This window comes from Microlunatus flavus (genome assembly GCF_900110855.1).
Taxonomy (GTDB): Bacteria; Actinomycetota; Actinomycetes; order Propionibacteriales; family Propionibacteriaceae; genus Microlunatus; species Microlunatus flavus.
In genome coordinates this window covers 1-17951 of sequence record NZ_FOFA01000016.1, presented here as the reverse complement: position 1 = coordinate 17951, position 17951 = coordinate 1, and the positions used below count along the sequence as shown (strand labels likewise).

The window sequence follows — 17951 nt, the reverse complement described above, 5'->3', positions numbered from 1 at the left end:
CACACACCTCTTGCATCTCGGTCGAGGATGGCTGGTGCCCCGGCGTGGTCGGGGTCCGCGCTGCTGTCGGGGTGGCTCGACCTTTTGCTGCCCGGCTGGTCCGAGGCTTCCAGTAGTGGACGCCCCCCGGTAGCGGTTCGTCTCGGCGTTGACGCTCGATAGGGGCGTGGGGAACGCGTGCGCGTGCTCCTCGAGATGCCTGCGCTCGCCGGGCTGCGGCCAGCTGCTTCAGATCGGGGGGAACGGTGATGTTCGCTGGGGTGGACAGCCACAAAGACACGCTCGCGGTGGCGGTGATCGACGCGACCGGGCGGGTCGTCGACCAGCTGCAGGTCGCCAACCAGGAGTCGGGGTTCGCCCGGCTCCTCGAGCTGGTCAACGGTCACGGTGTGGTCCGGGTCGGGATCGAGGGGTCGGGCAACTACGGCTGGCCGGCCGCGTTGTGGCTGCTCGAGCACGACGTGACAGTGGTCGAGGTGGCGCCGCTGCTAACGGCGCGGGAACGCTCGTCACGGCCCGGCCAGGGCAAGACCGACCCGGTCGACGCGGTCGCGATCGCCCGGATCACCGCCCGCGACGACGATCTGCCGCCGGTGCGGGCGATGACGGGCCCGGCCGCGGACCTGCGCGTGCTCAGCGACTACCGCGACCAGCTCGTCGCGGAGCGGACCGCGACCGCGAACCGGGTGCACGTCGACTTGTTGTGGCTGCACCCGGGCTACCAGCACCAGCTGCGTCACCTGACCACCTTGTCCGACCTGGCCGCGGCCGAGGCGCTGCTCACCGGCGACAGCAGTGTGCGCGCCACCATCACCCGCGGCCGGCTGGCCCGGATGAAGGACCTGACCCGCGAGATCGGCGAGCTCCGCGTCCAGATCGACTCCCTCGTCGCCGCATCGGGCTCCAGCCTGACCCGCATCTACGGCGTGGGCCCGCTCCTCGCGGCCACGATCATCGGTCGGGTCGGTGACGTGCGCCGCTACCCGAGTCGGCACCACTTCGCCACCGCCAATGGCACCGCACCCATCCCGGCCTCCTCGGGACGGACCGTGCGGCACCGGCTGAACCGGGGCGGAGACCGCCAGCTCAACCGGGTCCTCTACGTCATGGCGATCACCCAGATCCGCGGTGACACCGAAGGCCGGTCCTACTACCAACGCAAGCGAGCCGAGGGCAAGACCAGCCGCGAGGCCCTGCGCTGCCTGAAACGACGCCTGTCGGACCTGATCTACCGCACCCTGCGCGCCGACCGCGCCGCCGACGACCGACCCCGAGCCGCAGCCGCCTGAGGCTCGGGCGGTGGATGCGGAGACGCAGCGAGGCACGACTAACTGCCCTGGGGCAAGCGGCGTGGCAGAGCTTCCAGCCTCAACCCTGCTCTTCGCTGAAGCGATAACCGCACCCACCACTGCCGACGCTATCGCCAGCACCGAACCAACGCGAGGCCCAGCGCCGACGCATTGACATAGGGGCCCACCCCGGATCCTGGTCGTCGGTTCGGCGCCTGCTGGGGGTCCGCGACGTCACCGGGATGGCTCCACCTTTTGCTGCCGGCCGGGAACGGCAAGGCCATCGGTCAATGGCTGCCCCCCCGGTGACGGTCATGGTCGGCAAGGACGCCCGATAGACGTGATACCCAGCCGCTAGCGAGGCTGGCGGGGTTCTAGGGTGCTTGCGCGTCGCCGTCTACGCGGTCGTTCTCGCGAAGGGGGAACGTGACATGTTTGCTGGCATCTACACCCACAACGACACCGTGGCAGTGGCAGTGGCAGTGGCAGTGGCAGTGGCAGTGGCCGTGGCCGCGGCCGTGACCGACCAGGCCGGACGGCTGCTGGCTGAGCTGGAGGTCCCCGACACCGGGGTCGGCTTCGTCGACCTCGGGGAGCTGTTCGAGATCCACCAAGTGGCGCGCGTAAGGATTGAGGGCTCGGGCAACTTCGGCCGTACCGTCGCGATTCACCTGCTGCTGGCCTGGACCCGCGACCGTGCGGTGCAGGTGGGCCATCGAACCTCTTGCCTAGAGCGATGGCGGCCGGCTGAGCCAGCCATCAGCGTCCGCCTGATACCCCAGAATCGCAACCTCGGGGGGCGGGGGGGAGAGAACTGGCTGCTCGGTACGCACCGCTGCTGCAACTGAGGACTACGCCCCCGGACGGGCGTTCTCCGTTCGGGAACTGGCTCGTCGAGATCAGAGGGGGCAACCGGTAGAGGATCCGGTGCTGAAGGTAGTGCCAAATTCGTCGGGGCCCATGGCCGGACGACAGTGGAACTTGCTCCGTGGTGCTGCTGTCGAAGTCGTAGCTCCTGCGAAGCGCTACGGAGCTCCGCTCGGCTGGGCTGGCGGCCGCGAGAACGGGGCTGACGGCAGGTCGGTACGCTCTAGCGCGAGTTAAGTCCTGCGAAGGTGCAGCTTCTCTTACGAATGACCATCAGATTGTGCGGTGCCTCATTACGCGGTCGAATCTAGCGGCGTCCGAAGGAGAGGAGGTGGCGGCCTGCCGCGGGGAGGCGTGTGTGCGGTATTCCCCTGAGGAATTCGTCGAGGTCGTCCGGGTCCTCACTTGTTGCGTAGATAACCTGACCTCCGTTCTGCGACGTCTTGCCCAACTCGCGAACCAAAGCGACTAGCGATATCTTTGCGGTCTGCTGCTGGGCGGGCTCATCGAACATCAGCAAGCCCAAGTGATGGCCCTGTGGCGAGTTGGTGGCTGTCTGCATGAGCGACACGTAATACGCCCACTTTGTGCGGATCGTATCAGAGGCGCTCATCCCGTAGGCGATGTCAAAGCGAAGTTCGACGCCGTCGTCTGTCGGAACTAAGCTGTTTGCATCTATGCTCACTTGCGCTGCCGGCAAACTGCGCAGCCCATATTCGAGCAGCTGCTGCCTGAAGCCTGAATTAAATACTGATAGCAGGTGCTGATCTTGCGGGCTAATCGGCTCGGATTCCAGCTCTCGAATGCGACCCCTTATATAGTCGTAGCGCTCTGCGAGCTGGCCCAGCTCGTCATCGCCTGCTGCAATCAGAGCTATCATCCGGTTCCCACTGGCTATCTGGTCCTGTAGCCAGAGTTGTTCCCGCACCTCCACTAGACTTGGAGCGGCAGACTCGCTCACCAACTCGTCTCGGAGCAACCTCACGCGGCTCCGAGCCCGCTCGAGCTCGTGGCGGATTGCATCACGAGCCCGAGAGAAGTCTCCAAGCCTGCTCTCGGCGACGGAGCGCATATCAATTAATGTGGTCCTCACTGCGCCGCCCAGCAGGAGCGTATCTTCCAGTGTCGCGGCGTGGCCGGTCGAAACGTGCCGGTCGTCGAGCCCCTGAAGGCAGGTTGGGCACACATCTTCGGAGAGAAGTGGCACCTCAAGCTCGCTTCCCAGAGCGCGAACTTTCTGAACATCCTGGATCCGGCGGCGGTCGGCTTCAACTGCCGCAAGTCGACTCGTTAAGGCGTCAAGATCCGCCTGGAGGAACGACATCTGTTCCGAAAACGAGCGCAGTCTAGCTCCAAGACGTCGCACCGCGAGCTCAGCCTCGTCAAGTTCTGCTCGGCTGCGCGGCGTCCGCTCACCCGCGGTAATGATGCGCGTCGACTCTATGTCACGGGCTCGCGAAGTCCACCGCTCCAAAGCGTTCTCCAACGGCGTCCAACTACCATCAACATCGGCCTCCACTAGCGTCGGCCGGCGCTGCGCCACTCCCGTTACTGCTGAGGAGACAGTCGCACGTAGATTCCGCGAGGCCGCCTCCGACTGGATCTTATCGGCGATGCGTGTCCAAGCAGCTCGAACCTCGACACGCTCCTCCCTTAGTGCGTTAAGGGCGCGGAGCCGCTCGAGGGTGGATAGGCCGAGGACGTATTCCACGCTCCGGCGTAGCATGTCGCGTATTCCCAAGTAGGTTGGCATGCGGGGCGTCACCCCGGCCCAGCCGCTCTTCTGCTCTACATAGAACAGTGGGAACAAGGCTTCGAGGTAGAGGGGAACTTCGTTCGCCCCATAGGTCGGGACTTGCGGCAAGGACCAGCCTAAAAACTCGGAAAAGACGCGATGAAAGCCAAGTTCACGCGTCGCCGCTCCGCCCTGGCGCACGAATGTATCGACCTGTTGGGCCGTCGACAGCTCTTGCTCAGAAGATGCTGCCCATGTCTGAATCAGCGCGTTCTGAACATCGTCACTTTTCACAAAGCGTCGGACGCGCAGGTGCGCACCTCGCGTATTGGCGACCGTGAGCGTGACGGCGGATTCAATCACAGCCGATCGTCTGCCGTCCGGTAGGTCCGCGACGGTCGTCATGATTGGCCCGAGGGGAGCAACAGTGGATCTACTTAGCATTCCCTCCAGACCGAGTGCGAAGATCACACCCTGCAGCAAGGTCGACTTGCCATAACTGTTGGGAGCAGCTAGAACATTCAAGCCCGCTTGGAACCGTGTCGAGTAGTTGAGTGGTCCCGCCGCCGTAAGAACATCAAGGGAGATCTGAACCAGACGGAGCGTCATGCGGCACCCCGCTTCTCGGGAGTTCCAAGTCGCCTCCACATCGCCGCCTCGGAAATCGATCCCAAAGCGGCCAGGGTTTGACGCTCGTCTTCCATGAGCCCCTCCTCGCCGCGGACCCTGTCAGCAACTCTGCCGCCGAGCTCAGACAAGACGATCCTTCCGGTCCCAAGCTGCCCGACCAGGCCCACGGCCTTGGCAAGGCTGAGCGTGTCATCAAGGCGTGGGTCATAGGCACGCAGGACGTTCTGATTGTCAGGGTGCTCCCAGCGTTGCTGCAGGACCTGGGCGTTCCGGTGATCGCGTAGCGCCCATAGGAGGACGTGCAGCTGCTCGAGCGTCGCTGACCGGCCCCGACACGAGCGCAGCACCAGCGTGAGAGCTGCGAGGCGCCAAGCAATCCGCTCACGGCCTTCGAGAGGTACAGCGGTTTGCCGCGACGCTACGGGCGTCAACGGCTCTGTCGGCCGCACACGGCCGTCAGAGGACATGAGCGTGCTGTCGCTCGCCGAAAACAGTTCGGAAGTCATGCTGCTGCTGGGAAGTAAAGGGGACATTCTACGAGCCAAAGCGCGATTGCGTAGCGGGCTAATTCATGACATAGGACGGGCGACAAGCCAGGTGCGTCTTGCTGCAGGTTCTGCTCTAGCCTGCGCTGGAGCGTGTCGATTACAACGGGACCGGCGCCCAAGGTCCCTTCTAACTCTCGAGCCAGGCCTCGCAAAGTCGACTTGAGGCGCCGCTGAACACTCGCGTACATGGTCGGATACCGGCTCTCCAATTCGCTGAACTGGTCGCATCCTCGCACGTAGTCACTCAAGATTGTGGACTTGTACCGTCCAAGGCGATCGGCGTCTGCGGCAAAATGCGGTTCCGCCAGGAGCTTGTCGGTGAGCCGGTCTGCCATGCCGCCGCTGGTCGCCGCAAAGATATCGTCCCCTGAAGGGTCCGGAATGTCCAGGTCAACTCCTGTATGAACGCGTTCGTACAGCTGGGCAACCTCGCGGGCAAAGATGCTATCGTCAGAGACTACAATCTCGAACGTTTCATGGCACCAGGACGGCCTTGGGTGCTTGCGCACTTTCTCACTCTTGTCACGGGCGAACATCACAAGTTCTTTGCTATCGAAGTTAGGTGTTAACAACACCCATCTCCTCAATGTGATTGAACCAAGAAGACGCTTGGTTCGAGCAGGGTCCTTATCAAGTTTCGCGATATCAGTAGATATCTTGACCTTCTGAGCGTCGGTCAACGCCGTCGTATTGTACGCTTCCTGCGGAGCGTAACATTGGTAACCGGTTCCATCGAAATGATAGGCCTCTAGGCCACCGTCACCACGGTCTCTATCGGGGATAATCTGTACGTCGGTTCCGTACCTCATGCTGAGCAATTGGCAGCAGTGTTCCTGCCATTCACCACCGTCCCACTGCTCTCGGATCATACGAGGAGCGTACCGGTTGGGTTGACGCAGCTTGTGCGCGGCGGGCCATGTCGCGGGGCTCACCGCAGGTGGTCGCGCATCGTGTATCGGTCGCGGAGGTGTGCCTGATAAGAGATTTGCGAGAAGCTGTCCTCGAGTAGGCTCGGCCGGCGGACGCCTAGTGACTTCTAAGTGCTCGAAGGCTCAGCATCCGGTTCAGTCCAAACGGGTGTTTCAGTGCGTCCGGGTCCGGGAGACCCAGTGCCGAGGTCGAATGAGGCCGAAGTGGCACGGCACGGCCGTTACCAGCCGAACTACGGCACTATCAGTCGCCCCCGACGTCACTAGACCGTGTGCCGGCTCGATCCGCACGCGCCTCGAGATACAGATGGATCCCCGCTGCTTCGGTCGAGAAGCTGGCCGATTACCTAGGAGGCCGGGAGCGTGTAACTTCTGCACCGCTCGAAGATGGCCAGGGGCCCGCTGAATTAGACAGCTGCCGCGGTAGCGTGGGACGGCGCCTTGATGACTCGTCGCGAGGAGTACAGCGCTGGGAATGTGGATTCTAAAACATCGTCACCACGCGTAATTCCTTACTGGCCGGCATGTACTCCAGCGCGGTTAGAAGCCGCACAAGGCCACCGTCGATTGTAGGAAGTTCCAACATGATGTTGAAGAAACTTTGATTGCGCGCGTCTTCGAACCTCAGGTTGTACAAGTAGTTCGCGGACAGCCGCTCTTTGATCAGGGAGGACAGCTCGGAGGGCGTCACTTCTAGTAGATCCGCTCGCCTGAGGCTCTCTGTTTTCTTCGCCAAAAGGTAGCCCAACTTCTCCGGCGCAATCGAGACGGAAAGGGCACCTGGGTCGACAGGTTCCTCGGTTATAGCGGTGAGGGCGTAGACGTTGTCGAGCTCGTAACCTGGTTTGACTGCTCGCTCTATCTTGTAGCTCAAGAAGAGATTGAAGAGCGTCTCTTTCACGCTCGTAATTGTATAGCGGTATTTCGCGAGCGGCCAGCCGTGCAAGTTGCTCGACGGGTCGTCGTCGAAATCAGTTTCCATAGCACATACGAAGCGGCTACCGCACTTGATGTATCCCGCGGGCAGGGTGGTTGACAACCAGTCCTTGGTAGGAGTTGAGGTGGTACAGTCAACAAAACCTAAATATGGGTAGTACGACAAAAGGCCGTGGTGTAACTCGTCAACCATGTGTTCCGATAAATTATTGAGATAGATTCCGTAGAGTAAGGATGTGTGTCGGAAGCCTCTTCGCAGCCGGCTCGGTTCGAGAAGTTTGCGAGCGGTCGACTCGTGTGGATGAATCAGGTCACCGAACAAAATGCTGCATCTGTGATTCCGAGCCAAGAGTGGAAGTATAGATTCGGCTACCTCGTGGCCGTACCACGGATCCTCAATATGAGTGGAGTCAAATATGAACGCTCCCTCTCGTTGGGTGCCTTGAGGGACGAGGGTTGTGCGCAGGTCGGCGTAGTTGGGCTTGTGGGTGTTCAGCCACGCTACTAACTCATTGTGTGCGGCCACGATGGTGTCACGTAGTGCGTGAGCCGAAAGTCCAAAGTGCCCGCTCATCACCTCTAGTTGAACGTTGTCACGAGCATCCAGCGTGAAGATAGGTTCCACCCGCTCATTCTGGCACAACGACTGGCGCTTGGCAGAGAAGGGCACGTCATCTGCATCGTAGGCCTGCGGAAAGGACGCGCGTTGAGTCGATCTGAGAAATGACGCTCTTTCCGCTTTCCAGCCAACACGTTACGTGCGGACGGTGGTGCACAACGTCGAGCCTCGACTCCTAGGCTCGCAGATGCTGACCTGGTTGGAATGCTCGTTAGCCAAGATGCTGGACTGGCGCTTGGATAGTTGTCCGAACCCGCGCCGAAGTTGAGGCTTTGTGCGCGGCAGTTCAGGTGGGTCCCATTGCGGCGGTGGCAGAAGCGATGCGCTAGCCGTGGGTTGGGGAGCTGCGAAGGCCGTGGGGCCACGGTGCGGGATCCTTGGGCGATCGCGACGGAGGCAACTGGAGATGTTAAGGGGCCAGAGGAGCGCTTGAGTCGGAAGACGTATTTTGGTCCGCGCGTTCAATCGCACTGCTATTCAAGTCGAGCGATCGCCTACATTGGCCCGAGGAGAGCGTCGAGGCGGTCGATCGCATCATCGGTGCCGTCCTCGAAGAGTCCGCCGTACCGCGTCAATGTGAAGGCGACGCTGTTGTGGCCGGCCCACTCGGAGACCTCGCGGACGTTGCAGCCGGCGGCGACCATGATGGCGACGAAGCTGTGCCGCAGTCCGTGGAAGGTGATGCCGGGGACACCTGCTCGTTGGACGGCGGGCTCGAGGACCTTCTGTCCCCAGGACCGGAACAGCGGCCCACCAGCAGGTGCGGTGAAGACCAGGCTGTCGCTCGGGGTGTCGACGTAGTCGTCGAGGTGGCGCTCGAGTCGGCGCATCACTCCACGCGGCACGGGGATCGTCCGCTTGGAGCGGGTGGTCTTCGGCTCGTTGTCGAGGGTGACGTGACCCCGCAGCTCGACCGCTGTGCCGGTGACGCGGACTCGAGACCGCATCGGGTCGATGTCCTGACGACGCAGCCCGGCGGCTTCGCCCCACCGCAAGCCGGCGTACGCGCCGACGAGAATCAGGGCGCGGTCACGAGGGGGAACTTCGGCGACCAACCGCTCGACCTCGGTCTGAGACAGAAAGCGTGCGGGCTTCGAGCGCTCCGACGGCAGGGGCACGGCTGCCGCCGCGTTGTGCACGAGTCGCTGGTCGGCGATCGCGGCCTCGAGAGCCTGACGGAGGGCGAAGACCGCCTTGCGCGTCGTCGCGGCTGCGAGTCCGGATTCCATGAGTTCGACGACCCAGCGGCGGACGTCGCTGTTGGTGATCTCGTTGAGGGGAGTGTCGCCGAAGCGGGGGAGAACCTGTCGGTTCATCGTCACCTCCAACCTCACCCTTGTCGTCGCCCGCAGGTCGTGCCGGGTTGGAAGCCAGTCGGCGACCCAGGTGCGGAGCACCTCGTCACCCCGGTGGCGGTCGTGCCAGGTGCCCGTCGTGAGCTCGTGCGCGATCTCGACCCGGCGACGTTCGGCGTCAGCCAGCCGAGGGAACGTCTCGCTGCGGTTCTTTCCGCGAGAGTCGCGGTAGCGGACCCGGTAGTGGACGACCTCCCGCAGTCGGCCGCTGGCGTCGCGGCGTCGACCACGCCGGCGCTCGATGCTGGCCATCAGGCGTCAACCTTGGGCGTGGTCCAGTCGCCCCTCGAGCCAGGCCTCGACGGCCGCGCGGCGGTAGCGGACGTGCCGGCCGATGCGGTACCCCTCTGGGCCCTCTCCTCGGTGGCGCCAGCCGTACAGGGTGTCGACCGGGATGCCGAGCATCTCCGACAGCTCGCTGATCGTGAGCAGGCGCTCGACGTCGTTCCCCACCACGTTCCCCCTCGGGTCGTGCGGGACCTGGTGTCCCGCTCGTCAGGCGCCGAAGCGCACTGAACGTCGGCGTCTGTCGACTTCCGTAGGTGGTGCGCGGCTGTCGTGCGCTCGCCAGGCTGGGCGTGACGAACGCTGACCTCTTCGAGGCCCTTCGACAAGCTCAGGGAGCGTTCGAGGCTCTTCGGCGAGCTTAGGGAGCGTTCTGGGCGCGTAAGCAGGCTCGGAGAGCTTCGCCGGCACGCGCCCAGGGGGCGATCGCGGCCCGCCGACGAGCTCAAGGAACGTTTGCCCATCGACGACGGCAGTGGGCGGTCAAGGCCTGCAACCCGCCCGCAGGGCGCTGCCGCCTTGCGGTCGCCCCCGCAGGTCCAGGCGGGATCGTGTGCCCAAGATGTGCCCAAATCGGCATAGACGCATAGTCCTGCGCTATACCTTTCAGGTATCGCACCTAGCCAAAAGGCACTTCTGCTGGCATCCCCAACGGGATTCGAACCCGCGCTGCCGCCTTGAAAGGGCGGTGTCCTAGGCCGCTAGACGATGGGGACCGGACTCCTGCAGTGCCGCGGCTGAGGCTGCGGCGGGGCCCACTCTAGCGTCGCGGACCCGCTCGGCGCCCGCCCTGAGCCGGGGGGCTGGGCGGGCGCCTGCAGGTCCCCGGTCAGATGGGCGCGTAGCCCTTGGCGAGCACCGTGACGTGCACGTGGTTCTTGTGGTTGGCGCTGTCGCTGCCACGGCTGGCCATCGACCGCCAGCCCTCGCTGTCGCGCTGAACGTTCCAGATGTGCTGGTCCCAGATGATGTAGTTGATGCCGAGCTCGCCGTGGTGCGAACGGAGCCAGCGCGAGAGGTCGTGGCCGAGCTGCTTGCCGGCCTTCGACTTGTAGTTCGGGATCATCAGGTCTAGGGCTCGGCCGGAGGGGTGGTCGGGCAGGGGGTCCGGGTGCACCCCGCCGAACGTCTTGATCTGCGGCCAGTTCTTCTCGACGGCGTCGAGCACCTTGATCGCGTTCGGCTTGAGGCCCTTCCGGCTGCCGCTGAGGCTCCCGCCTCCGCTGCCACCGCCGTCGGACGGCTTCTTCTTCGACAGGTACTTCTCGGTCACCCAGCGCACCGCGCCGTCCCAGATGATCTGGGCCCGGCCGTTCTCGCTCGTGCCGGTGATCGAGAGCTTGGTCCCCTCGGGGATGTCGCCCAGGTCCTGGTAGTCGCTGCCGCTGGTGGTGCGGATCGTCAGGTCGGCGGTGGCGTACCGCGTGCCGGTGATCGCGGGCAGGGGCGGGGCCGTCGGCTCGGTCGTGTCGCCGTTCTCCAGGTACTTCGCCAGCACCCAGCCGATCTCGCCCTCCCAGACGATCTGCGCACGGGCGTTGTCCGTGGTGCCCGTCACCGAGACCTTGCTGCCCTTGCGGGCCAGGCCGATGAGGTCGCCGTCGTCCTCAGGGGTGGCGCGCACGTTGAGGTCGGCGGTCGTCGTCCGCGTGCCGATCGGCTTGGGCACGCCGCCGCTGCCGCCGCTGCCGCCACTCCCACCCGTGCCGCCGGTGTCGGCGTCGGTCAGGTACTGGCTGCTGACCCAGCCCTTCTGCGACCCGGCCGTGACCTCGGTCCAGCCCTTGGCGGTCTTGCCCGTCGTCGTCACCGTGGTGCCCTCGTCGAGGACGGTGATGACGTCGTCGGTGAGGCTCGGGCCCTCGCGCAAGTTGACGTCGGTCGTGGTGGTCTTCGACGCGCCCTTGTCGACGTCGTCGCCGGCCGGCAGGTCGTCCCCGCCCGTCACGTAGCGGCTGGCGACGTAGGCCTTCTTGCCCTTGTACGAGATCGTCGTCCAGCCGTCGCTCTCGCTGCTGGCCTTGACGGTCTGCCCGCGGTGGAGGCTGCCGAGGATCTTGGCGCTCGTGCTCGGCTTGGCGCGGACGTTCAGCTCGGTCGTCGCGGTCACCGGCGTGCTCGCGGTCGCCGTGCCCGAGCTCATCAGCCCGACGGTCGTGGTGATCGTCAGGACCGCGACGAGGACGCCGCGGATCAGGGTCGAACGCATGTGGGTGGTTCCTCCGTCGATCCCGAGTGCGGGGGCTGGCCCGGGCTGGTGCGACGGAAAGTCACCGTTAGATCACTTTCGTCACATCAACCTCAAACTGCGCAGGACTTTAATCACGTCTCAGTCACCACAGCAAGGGTCGAGTACGTCTGAGCGCGATCGCGCAAGGCGACACGCGGATGACGCGCTGATAATTCCACCGGTGTCATTCAGGCTCGGCGAGCCGACCTGAGGGCTCGTTCAGGCGGGAAGTGACCTGGCGACGCGTCCTTGCCGGCCGCTTGAGGCTTGTCGTGCGGTCGACGAGGCGGGTCGGGGGAGGCTCGACGGCTGGTCGAGAGTTCGACCGCGCTCGTACGCTTCCTCGATGGCCGCCGTCCCGCTGGAACCCGTCAGCGCCGAGCAGTTCGACGAGCTGGTGTCGGCCGCGCTGGACCGCGTCCCGCCCGAGCTCGCGGACCTGATGGACAACTGCGTCGTGCTGGTCGAGGACCGGCCGCCGGCGGACGCGCCCGACGACCTGCTCGGCCTGTACGAGGGGATCCCGCTGACCGAGCGCGGCGAGTTCTACTCCGCGGTGCTGCCCGACCGGATCCTGATCTTCCGCGAGCCGATCCTCGCGATCTGCGACACCTTCGACGACGTCGTCGAGGAGGTCCACATCACCGTGGTGCACGAGATCGCCCACCACTTCGGCATCGACGACGAGCGGCTGCACGAGCTCGGGTACGCCTGAGCCCGGCTGTGTCCGGGGTCTGACCGGCTCAGGCGAGCAGGACGTAGCCGAGTGCGCCCAGCCCGGTGAGCCCGAGCAGGAGGGCGGCCAGGGCCGGTGGCACGCCGTCGCCCAGCGCACGACCCGCGAGCAGCGCCTCGCCGTTGAGCCGGAACCGTCGCAGCGCGACCGCGCCGAAGGCCACGGTGGCCGCGAGAGCGAGCGTCCCCGTCACGATCGCCAGGGCGAGCGACAGCTCCGCCAGCAGCCGGGTCACGAGCAGCCCGCAGGCCAGTCCCGACAGCATCGTGCGCTGCCAGGCCAGGCCGGTGCGCTCGTTCTGCAGCCCGGTGTCCCAGGGTGGCGGGCCCTCGTCAGCCACGTCCCCCCTCGACCAAGCGCTCGACCACGCGCGACCTCAGCCGACCACCAGCACGACGGCCGCCACGAGGGCGACCACGACCAGCACCCCGACGAGGACGAGCAGCAGGGGCGAGGACGGCAGCGGACAGCCCTCCCGCATGGCCCGCTCGCTCCGCACCCACCGGGCCCAGGCGCCGACCGCGCAGGCGAGCCCGCAGACCACCAGCACCAGCGAGGCGAAGCGCACCTCGCCGCTGAGCCGCTCGTCGAGCCGCGCGACCGCGGCCACGGCGACGCCGGCGGCAAGGAAGCCGAGCCCCGTCCGGATCCAGGCCAGGAACGTCCGCTCGTTGGCGAACGTGAAGCGCGGGTCGGGCTCGGTCCCGACCCCGTACACGCTGCGCGGCCAGCGGCGGTCCGTCGCCCCGGCGGGGCGCTGCTCGGGCTGGTCCTGGCTCACGGCCCGCAGCGTACGGAGGCGGGTGGTTCGCCCGGGGTCCGGAGCGAGCCGGGCGGAGGGCTAGGGAATGCCTCCGACGCGGACCCCGTCCCCGCGCGCGCCCTCAGCCGCGCGCGGCGGCCGCGACGGGTTCGTCCACCCGGACCGGCGGCCTCGTGCGCCGCTGCTGGCCCAGCACGACGGACACGAGGACCAGGACCGCGCCGAGCACCTGCACGAGGTTGAGGCGCTGGTCGAGCACCAGCCAGCCGAGCAGGGTGGCCATCACGGGGTTGAGCAGCCCGAGGAACGTCACCGACGCCGCGCTGAGCTGGCCGATCGCCCAGAACCACAGCGCGTACGCGAAGATCCCGCTGACCACGACGAGGTAGACGAGCCCGCCGACCTGGACGGGCGTGACCGAGCGCGGCAGCCCCTCGAACCCGAGCGTGAACGGCAGCAGCGTCAGCCCGGCGAAGAGGAAGGTCCAGCCCGTCACCCGGATGGGGCCCATGCCGGGCGGGTTGCCCCAGCGCTTCATGAGCACGGTGCCGAAGGCCATCATGATCACGACGGCGACCATGGCGAGGATGCCGAGCACGTCGAGCTTGGCGTTGGCCCGCAGGACGAGCAGCGCGACCCCGACGACGCCGATGACCCCCGCGACGACCTGGAGCGGCCGGATGGCGGTGCCCAGCATGGGCACGGCCAGGATCACCACGCAGATCGGCCCGAGCGAGTTGATCACCGCCGCCACGCCACCCGGCAGGTGGTAGGCGGCGAAGAACAGCAGCGGGAAGACCCCGGACGCCCACAGCACCGACAGGAGCACGAAGCGCCAGAACCAGCGACGGTCGGGCAGCTTGCTGCCGATCACCAGCGCGAGCCCGGTCGGCAACGAGCGCATCAGCGCGGCGAGGAGCGGGCGGTCGGGCGGGAGGAAGTTCGTGGTCAGCAGGTAGGTCGTCCCGAAGATCAACGGCGTGAGCGCGCTGACGTAGGCGAAGCGGCTGCCGCCCTGCTGCTCGCTCACTCGGCGACGCCCGCGCGGGTGAGCGGGCTGAGCCGGCTGGACGACCGGGTGCTCGTCCACCGCGCGAGGTGCCCGAAGGCCGCGGGGTCCGCCCATCCCGAGCGCCGGTCGGTGGCGTCGACCGGCGTGGCGTGGCTGATCTGCGCGACCTCGGCGCGGACGGCGTCGTCGGCGAGGACCGCGACGCCGGGGACCTTGCCCTGGATCGCGTTGACCTCGAGCGTGCCCAGCACGTCGGGGGCGATGGCCGGCGCGACGACGACCAGCGGCCGCGCCGCCCTGACGGCGTGCTCGAGGGCGGGCAGCAGCTCGCGGATGGTCTCGACGGCGTCGGCGCACACGAGCACCAGCGGGTCCTCCAGGACCGCCGTCCGGGTCGACGGGTCGGTCACGAAGTCGTCGGAGGCGTGGCCGACGGCGACCTGGCGTGGCTCGTACGCGGCGAACGGCTCGGTCGTCGCCGCCTCGAGTCGGGCCCGCAGCGTCTCGATCTCCGAGCCGAGCTTCTCCGGGTCCTGGGCCACCGGGCGCCTGCGCGCCTGGGCCTCGGTCACGTACGCGGGCGGTCGCGCGTCGGCGGGGAGGTTCGGGATGGCGCGCTCGGGCGGCCCGAGCATCTCGGCCGCGCGGCGACGGTTCAGGGTGCGGTCGTGGAGGGCGCCGTACACGGTGAGCGCCAGGCCGACCGCGAGCACCACGACCATCACGACGACCCACGCCTGCACCGCGCCAGCCTGCCACAGGATGCATACCCTGGCTCGGTGGCGAGGTGGTGGGCAGCAGGTCAGGGCCCGCGCCCTGAGACGGTGGCCGAGCGGAAGATCCGCGAGGCGATGGAGCGGGGCGAGTTCGACGACCTGCCCGGCCAGGGCAAGCCGCTCGACCTGAGCGACCGCGACCCGAACTGGTGGGTCAAGGGCCTCCTCGAGCGCGAGCAGCTCCGCATGCCGCTGCCGACCTCGCTGGCCCTGCGCCGCGAGGCCTCCGAGATCCACGAGACGGTCGCGGACGCCCGCGACGAGGCGGCGGTCCGGGCCCTCGTCGACGACCTCAACGAGCGCATCCTCGACTCCCACCGGCGCCGGGTCGACGGTCCGCCGGTGATCACCGGCAAGGTCGACGTCGACGCCGTGGTCCAGCGCTGGCGCGAGCGCCGGGGCCGCTGACGTCCGGGCTCGCCGGCCCTTCGAGCGCACCGTCACGGAGCTCCGTGCAGCCCTACCGTCGGACGGCCGGTGCGGGCCGTCGGGGCCCGCCGCTTCCAACGGAGGAGAGCGATGACCACCAAGGTCGAGAAGACCGTCACCGTCAACGTGCCCGTCTTCACTGCGTACAACCAGTGGACGCAGTTCGAGGACTTCCCGCAGTTCATGGGCGGCATCACGAGCGTGACGCAGCAGGGCGACGACCGGCTGGAGTGGGTCGCCGAGATCGCGGGCGTCAAGCGCCGGTGGGAGGCGAAGGTCCTCGAGCAGGTGCCCGACCGCAAGGTGTCGTGGGCGGCGACCGAGGGCGCGACGAACGCCGGCGAGGTGACCTTCCAGGAGGTCGGCCCGGGGCAGACGTCGGTGCACCTGACGCTGGAGTACGAGCCCGAGGGGCTGGTCGAGAAGGTCGGCGACAAGCTCAACGTCGTCGAGAACCAGGCCGAGGGCGACCTCGAGCGGTTCAAGGCCTTCATCGAGTCGGAGAGCTACGCGACCGGCGCCTGGCGGGGGTCGGTCCGGAACCAGGCCGGCACCGGCGGCACGCCGAACCTCGACGACGCCGCCGCCTCGCGCGGTGACGACGGCAAGGCCGGGGTCTCGGGCAAGGCCGTCGCCGCCGGTCTCGGCGTGGCTGCCGCGGCTGCGGTGGCCGGGGTCGCTGCGGCCAAGAGCGCGGGCGGCTCGGACGAGGAGCACACCGGGCACGCCGCGGAGCAGCCCGTCGTCGTGACGCCGCCGGAGCAGGTCGCTCCCGCCGCCCCCGTCCACGACGACCAGCCCGACCTCCCGGCGCGCGTCGTCCCGTTCGAGGAGATCAGCGGGCCGACCGACGCCGAGCGGCGCCAGCTCGACGAGGACTCAAACCTCTGAGCCGCTGAGGCTCGCCGGCGGGGGTGCGGCTGTCGGTGCCTGGCCCTAGCGTCAGGTCATGGCCGAGACGCCCTGGGAACCGCCCCTCGCCGGCACGGAGGTCGAGCACCTGCTCGGGGCGCTCGACCGGCAGCGGGCGACCTTCCGCTGGAAGGCCGACGCGTACGGGCGGGCCGGCCTGAGCGCGGCCCTCGCCACCTCGACCATGACGCTCGGCGGCCTGCTCAAGCACCTGGCGCTCGTCGAGGACAGCTACGCCTCGATCAAGCTGCACGGGGTCGAGCTCGGGGAGCCGTGGACGTCGATGCCCGGCTCGGAGGAGCACGGCTTCGAGTGGTCCACGGCGGCCGCCGACGACCCGGCCTGGCTCTACGCCCTCTACGACGGCGCGGTCGAGCGGGCGCGGCAGGCGTACGCGGCGGCGCTCCTGCGCGACGGGCTCGACCAGGCGGTGCACGTCGGCCGGGACCAGGGCCTGGTCGTCAGCCTGCGCCGGCTGACCTTCGACCTGCTCGAGGAGTACGCGCGCCACACCGGCCACGCCGACCTGCTGAGCGAGGCCGCGGGTGGTCGCGTGGGGGAGGACCCGCCGCCGGGCTGGCGCCCGCTCGGGGCGGTCGACGACGGTCCCGCCCGGCAGGCGCCGGTGCCGCGGTTCGAGGACCGCCGGATGGCGGGCGCGGTGATCCGCGACGTCGACCTCACCGGCGCCGACCTGCGGCACGTCGACCTCAGCGGGGCCACGGTCCGCGCCGCCGATCTGTCGGGGTCGACGTGGCACGGCGTCGACCTCGTCGACGTCACGATCACCGCCGGGGACCTGGAGCGCGTGACGGTCAACGACGTCGACGTCGCAGAGCTGGTCGGCGCCGAGCTCGACCGCCGCGATCCCGACCGGCCGCTGACCCGCCCGGCCGACGCCGACGGGTTCCGCCGCGCGTGGGACCTCCTGGAGCGGCGCTGGGCGGAGACGGTCGAGCACGCGCGGCGGCTGCCGCCCGAACGCCTGCACGCGTCGGTGGCCGGGGAGTGGTCGTTCGTGGAGACGCTGAGGCACCTGGTCTTCGCCACCGAGTGCTGGGTCGGCCGGGGCGTCCGCGGCGAGGCGTACCCGTGGGGCCCGCTGTCCCTGCCCTGGGACGAGGCGCCGGACGCGATGGGCTTCCCCCGCGACCGGGCGGCCCGGCCCTCCCTCGACAAGGTCCTCGCGCTCCGGGCCGAGGCCCAGGCGGCCGTGCGTACGGTCGTGGACGGCCTGACCGACGACGGGCTCGACGTCGTCCCCGCCGTGGCCGACGGGCCCGGCTGGCCGCCGCCCGGGCACACCGTGCGCCAGTGCCTGCTCACGGTGCTGAACGAGGAGTACGCCCACCGCCTGTTCGCCGAGCGCGACCTCGCCGTCCTCGAGGAGGGCGGCGAGGGTCCCTGATGCGTGCCCGGAGCGCGACTGAACCGGGACCGCCCGGGCTGCCCTAACCTGGGCACTCGGGGCCTCTAGCTCAACTGGCAGAGCAGCGGACTTTTAATCCGCGGGTTGTGGGTTCGATCCCCACGGGGCCCACCGGTGTCCGTGTATGGATCCGCTTGATGGTTGACATCGCGGTTCCGGTTGATGCTTGTCGCGGTTCCGGTTGATGGTTGACACCGGTTCCGGTTGATCCTTGACACTCCCTCATGAGGGAGTTGAGCGTGGCTGAGCAGCGCTATCAAGCAGTGCTGGCAGTGATCAAGGACGGGCGCACGGTGACCGAGGTCGCCGCTGCAGTCGGGGTGTCGAGACAGACGTTGCACGCCTGGCTCGGCAAGTACGAGGCCGGTGGCCTCGAGGGTCTGGCCGACGGCTCGCACCGTCCGGCCGGGCATCCGCGGCAGATGAGCGCGTCGGTGGAGGTCGCGGTTCTGGAGGCGCGTCGTGCGCATC

At 67.5% G+C, this 17951-nt stretch carries 18 protein-coding genes and 2 tRNA genes; 8 read left to right on the top strand and 12 right to left on the bottom strand.

The window, feature by feature from the left end; translation table 11 throughout:
* Positions 1-260 precede the first annotated feature (260 nt).
* The gene (locus tag BMY04_RS21780) at positions 261-1289 is read left to right on the top strand and encodes an IS110 family RNA-guided transposase (protein WP_198410351.1); all 1029 of its coding nucleotides are present in this window, start codon (positions 261-263) and stop codon (positions 1287-1289) included.
* Between the two features lie 383 nt (positions 1290-1672).
* The gene (locus BMY04_RS22590) at positions 1673-2137 is read left to right on the top strand and encodes a hypothetical protein (protein ID WP_139210102.1); all 465 of its coding nucleotides are present in this window, start codon (positions 1673-1675) and stop codon (positions 2135-2137) included.
* Between the two features lie 326 nt (positions 2138-2463).
* Here BMY04_RS22590 and BMY04_RS22585 read toward each other — a convergent pair whose 3' ends face one another.
* From BMY04_RS22585 to BMY04_RS21740, 8 genes are all read right to left on the bottom strand, one after another.
* A complete protein-coding gene (locus BMY04_RS22585; RefSeq protein ID WP_139210100.1) occupies positions 2464-4500 on the bottom strand; it encodes a hypothetical protein in 2037 nt (678 codons plus the stop codon).
* Positions 4497-5027, bottom strand: coding sequence for a hypothetical protein (locus BMY04_RS22580; protein WP_139210098.1), 531 nt, complete (start codon positions 5025-5027; stop codon positions 4497-4499). The genes BMY04_RS22585 and BMY04_RS22580 overlap by 4 nt, the downstream gene beginning before the upstream one ends.
* Positions 5024-5938, bottom strand: coding sequence for a hypothetical protein (locus BMY04_RS22575; RefSeq protein WP_139210097.1), 915 nt, complete (start codon positions 5936-5938; stop codon positions 5024-5026). The genes BMY04_RS22580 and BMY04_RS22575 overlap by 4 nt, the downstream gene beginning before the upstream one ends.
* A 544-nt stretch (positions 5939-6482) precedes the next feature.
* The gene (locus BMY04_RS22570) at positions 6483-7604 is read right to left on the bottom strand and encodes a hypothetical protein (protein ID WP_139210095.1); all 1122 of its coding nucleotides are present in this window, start codon (positions 7602-7604) and stop codon (positions 6483-6485) included.
* Between the two features lie 443 nt (positions 7605-8047).
* Positions 8048-9160, bottom strand: a complete 1113-nt coding sequence (locus BMY04_RS21755) for a tyrosine-type recombinase/integrase (RefSeq protein ID WP_091187021.1) — start codon at positions 9158-9160, stop codon at positions 8048-8050.
* Between the two features lie 6 nt (positions 9161-9166).
* Positions 9167-9361 (bottom strand): helix-turn-helix transcriptional regulator, encoded by a 195-nt coding sequence (locus BMY04_RS21750; protein ID WP_198410350.1) that lies wholly within the window; start codon positions 9359-9361, stop codon positions 9167-9169.
* Between the two features lie 472 nt (positions 9362-9833).
* A tRNA-Glu gene (locus BMY04_RS21745) sits at positions 9834-9909 on the bottom strand.
* Positions 9910-10022: 113 nt separating this feature from the next.
* Entirely contained in the window at positions 10023-11402 is a 1380-nt protein-coding gene (locus BMY04_RS21740; protein ID WP_091187017.1) for an SH3 domain-containing protein, read from the bottom strand.
* A gap of 367 nt (positions 11403-11769) precedes the next feature.
* Here BMY04_RS21740 and BMY04_RS21735 point away from each other — a divergent pair, with 367 nt between their 5' ends.
* Positions 11770-12138 (top strand): metallopeptidase family protein, encoded by a 369-nt coding sequence (locus tag BMY04_RS21735; RefSeq protein WP_198410349.1) that lies wholly within the window; start codon positions 11770-11772, stop codon positions 12136-12138.
* Between the two features lie 28 nt (positions 12139-12166).
* Here BMY04_RS21735 and BMY04_RS21730 read toward each other — a convergent pair whose 3' ends face one another.
* The 4 genes from BMY04_RS21730 to BMY04_RS22560 form a co-directional block, all read right to left on the bottom strand.
* Positions 12167-12499 carry a DUF202 domain-containing protein gene (locus BMY04_RS21730; RefSeq protein WP_091187014.1) on the bottom strand — a complete coding sequence of 111 codons (333 nt, stop codon included), beginning with the start codon at positions 12497-12499 and terminating at the stop codon, positions 12167-12169.
* A gap of 36 nt (positions 12500-12535) precedes the next feature.
* A complete protein-coding gene (locus BMY04_RS21725; RefSeq protein WP_091187010.1) occupies positions 12536-12940 on the bottom strand; it encodes a YidH family protein in 405 nt (134 codons plus the stop codon).
* 103 nt (positions 12941-13043) lie between these two features.
* On the bottom strand, positions 13044-13952 hold the full coding sequence (locus BMY04_RS22565; RefSeq protein WP_170854278.1) for an EamA family transporter: 909 nt from the start codon (positions 13950-13952) through the stop codon (positions 13044-13046).
* A complete protein-coding gene (locus tag BMY04_RS22560) occupies positions 13949-14677 on the bottom strand; it encodes a hypothetical protein (RefSeq protein WP_139210091.1) in 729 nt (242 codons plus the stop codon). The genes BMY04_RS22565 and BMY04_RS22560 overlap by 4 nt, the downstream gene beginning before the upstream one ends.
* A gap of 81 nt (positions 14678-14758) precedes the next feature.
* Here BMY04_RS22560 and BMY04_RS21710 point away from each other — a divergent pair, with 81 nt between their 5' ends.
* From BMY04_RS21710 to BMY04_RS21685, 5 genes are all read left to right on the top strand, one after another.
* Complete coding sequence (locus tag BMY04_RS21710; RefSeq protein ID WP_232506569.1) at positions 14759-15118, top strand: DnaJ family domain-containing protein; 360 nt, start codon at positions 14759-14761, stop codon at positions 15116-15118.
* Between the two features lie 111 nt (positions 15119-15229).
* On the top strand, positions 15230-16030 hold the full coding sequence (locus BMY04_RS21705; RefSeq protein ID WP_091187002.1) for an SRPBCC family protein: 801 nt from the start codon (positions 15230-15232) through the stop codon (positions 16028-16030).
* A 58-nt stretch (positions 16031-16088) separates the two neighbouring features.
* A complete protein-coding gene (locus BMY04_RS23480) occupies positions 16089-17459 on the top strand; it encodes a mycothiol transferase (protein WP_232506568.1) in 1371 nt (456 codons plus the stop codon).
* Positions 17460-17518: 59 nt separating this feature from the next.
* Positions 17519-17591 (top strand) — tRNA-Lys (locus BMY04_RS21690).
* Positions 17592-17704: 113 nt separating this feature from the next.
* Positions 17705-17951: helix-turn-helix domain-containing protein (locus BMY04_RS21685; RefSeq protein ID WP_139210089.1), on the top strand; the 247-nt coding region annotated here is incomplete at its 3' end.

Excerpts from the sequence above, each read along its gene's own strand:
- BMY04_RS22585 (WP_139210100.1), bottom strand. The coding sequence starts at position 4,500 with ATGACGCTCCGTCTGGTTCAGATCTCCCTTGATGTTCTTACGGCGGCG.
- BMY04_RS22580 (WP_139210098.1), bottom strand. The coding sequence starts at position 5,027 with ATGACTTCCGAACTGTTTTCGGCGAGCGACAGCACGCTCATGTCCTCT.
- BMY04_RS22575 (WP_139210097.1), bottom strand. The coding sequence starts at position 5,938 with ATGATCCGAGAGCAGTGGGACGGTGGTGAATGGCAGGAACACTGCTGC.
- BMY04_RS21755 (WP_091187021.1), bottom strand. The coding sequence starts at position 9,160 with ATGGCCAGCATCGAGCGCCGGCGTGGTCGACGCCGCGACGCCAGCGGC.
- BMY04_RS21740 (WP_091187017.1), bottom strand. The coding sequence starts at position 11,402 with ATGCGTTCGACCCTGATCCGCGGCGTCCTCGTCGCGGTCCTGACGATC.
- BMY04_RS21735 (WP_198410349.1), top strand. The coding sequence starts at position 11,770 with ATGGCCGCCGTCCCGCTGGAACCCGTCAGCGCCGAGCAGTTCGACGAG.
- BMY04_RS21705 (WP_091187002.1), top strand. The coding sequence starts at position 15,230 with ATGACCACCAAGGTCGAGAAGACCGTCACCGTCAACGTGCCCGTCTTC.
- BMY04_RS23480 (WP_232506568.1), top strand. The coding sequence starts at position 16,089 with ATGGCCGAGACGCCCTGGGAACCGCCCCTCGCCGGCACGGAGGTCGAG.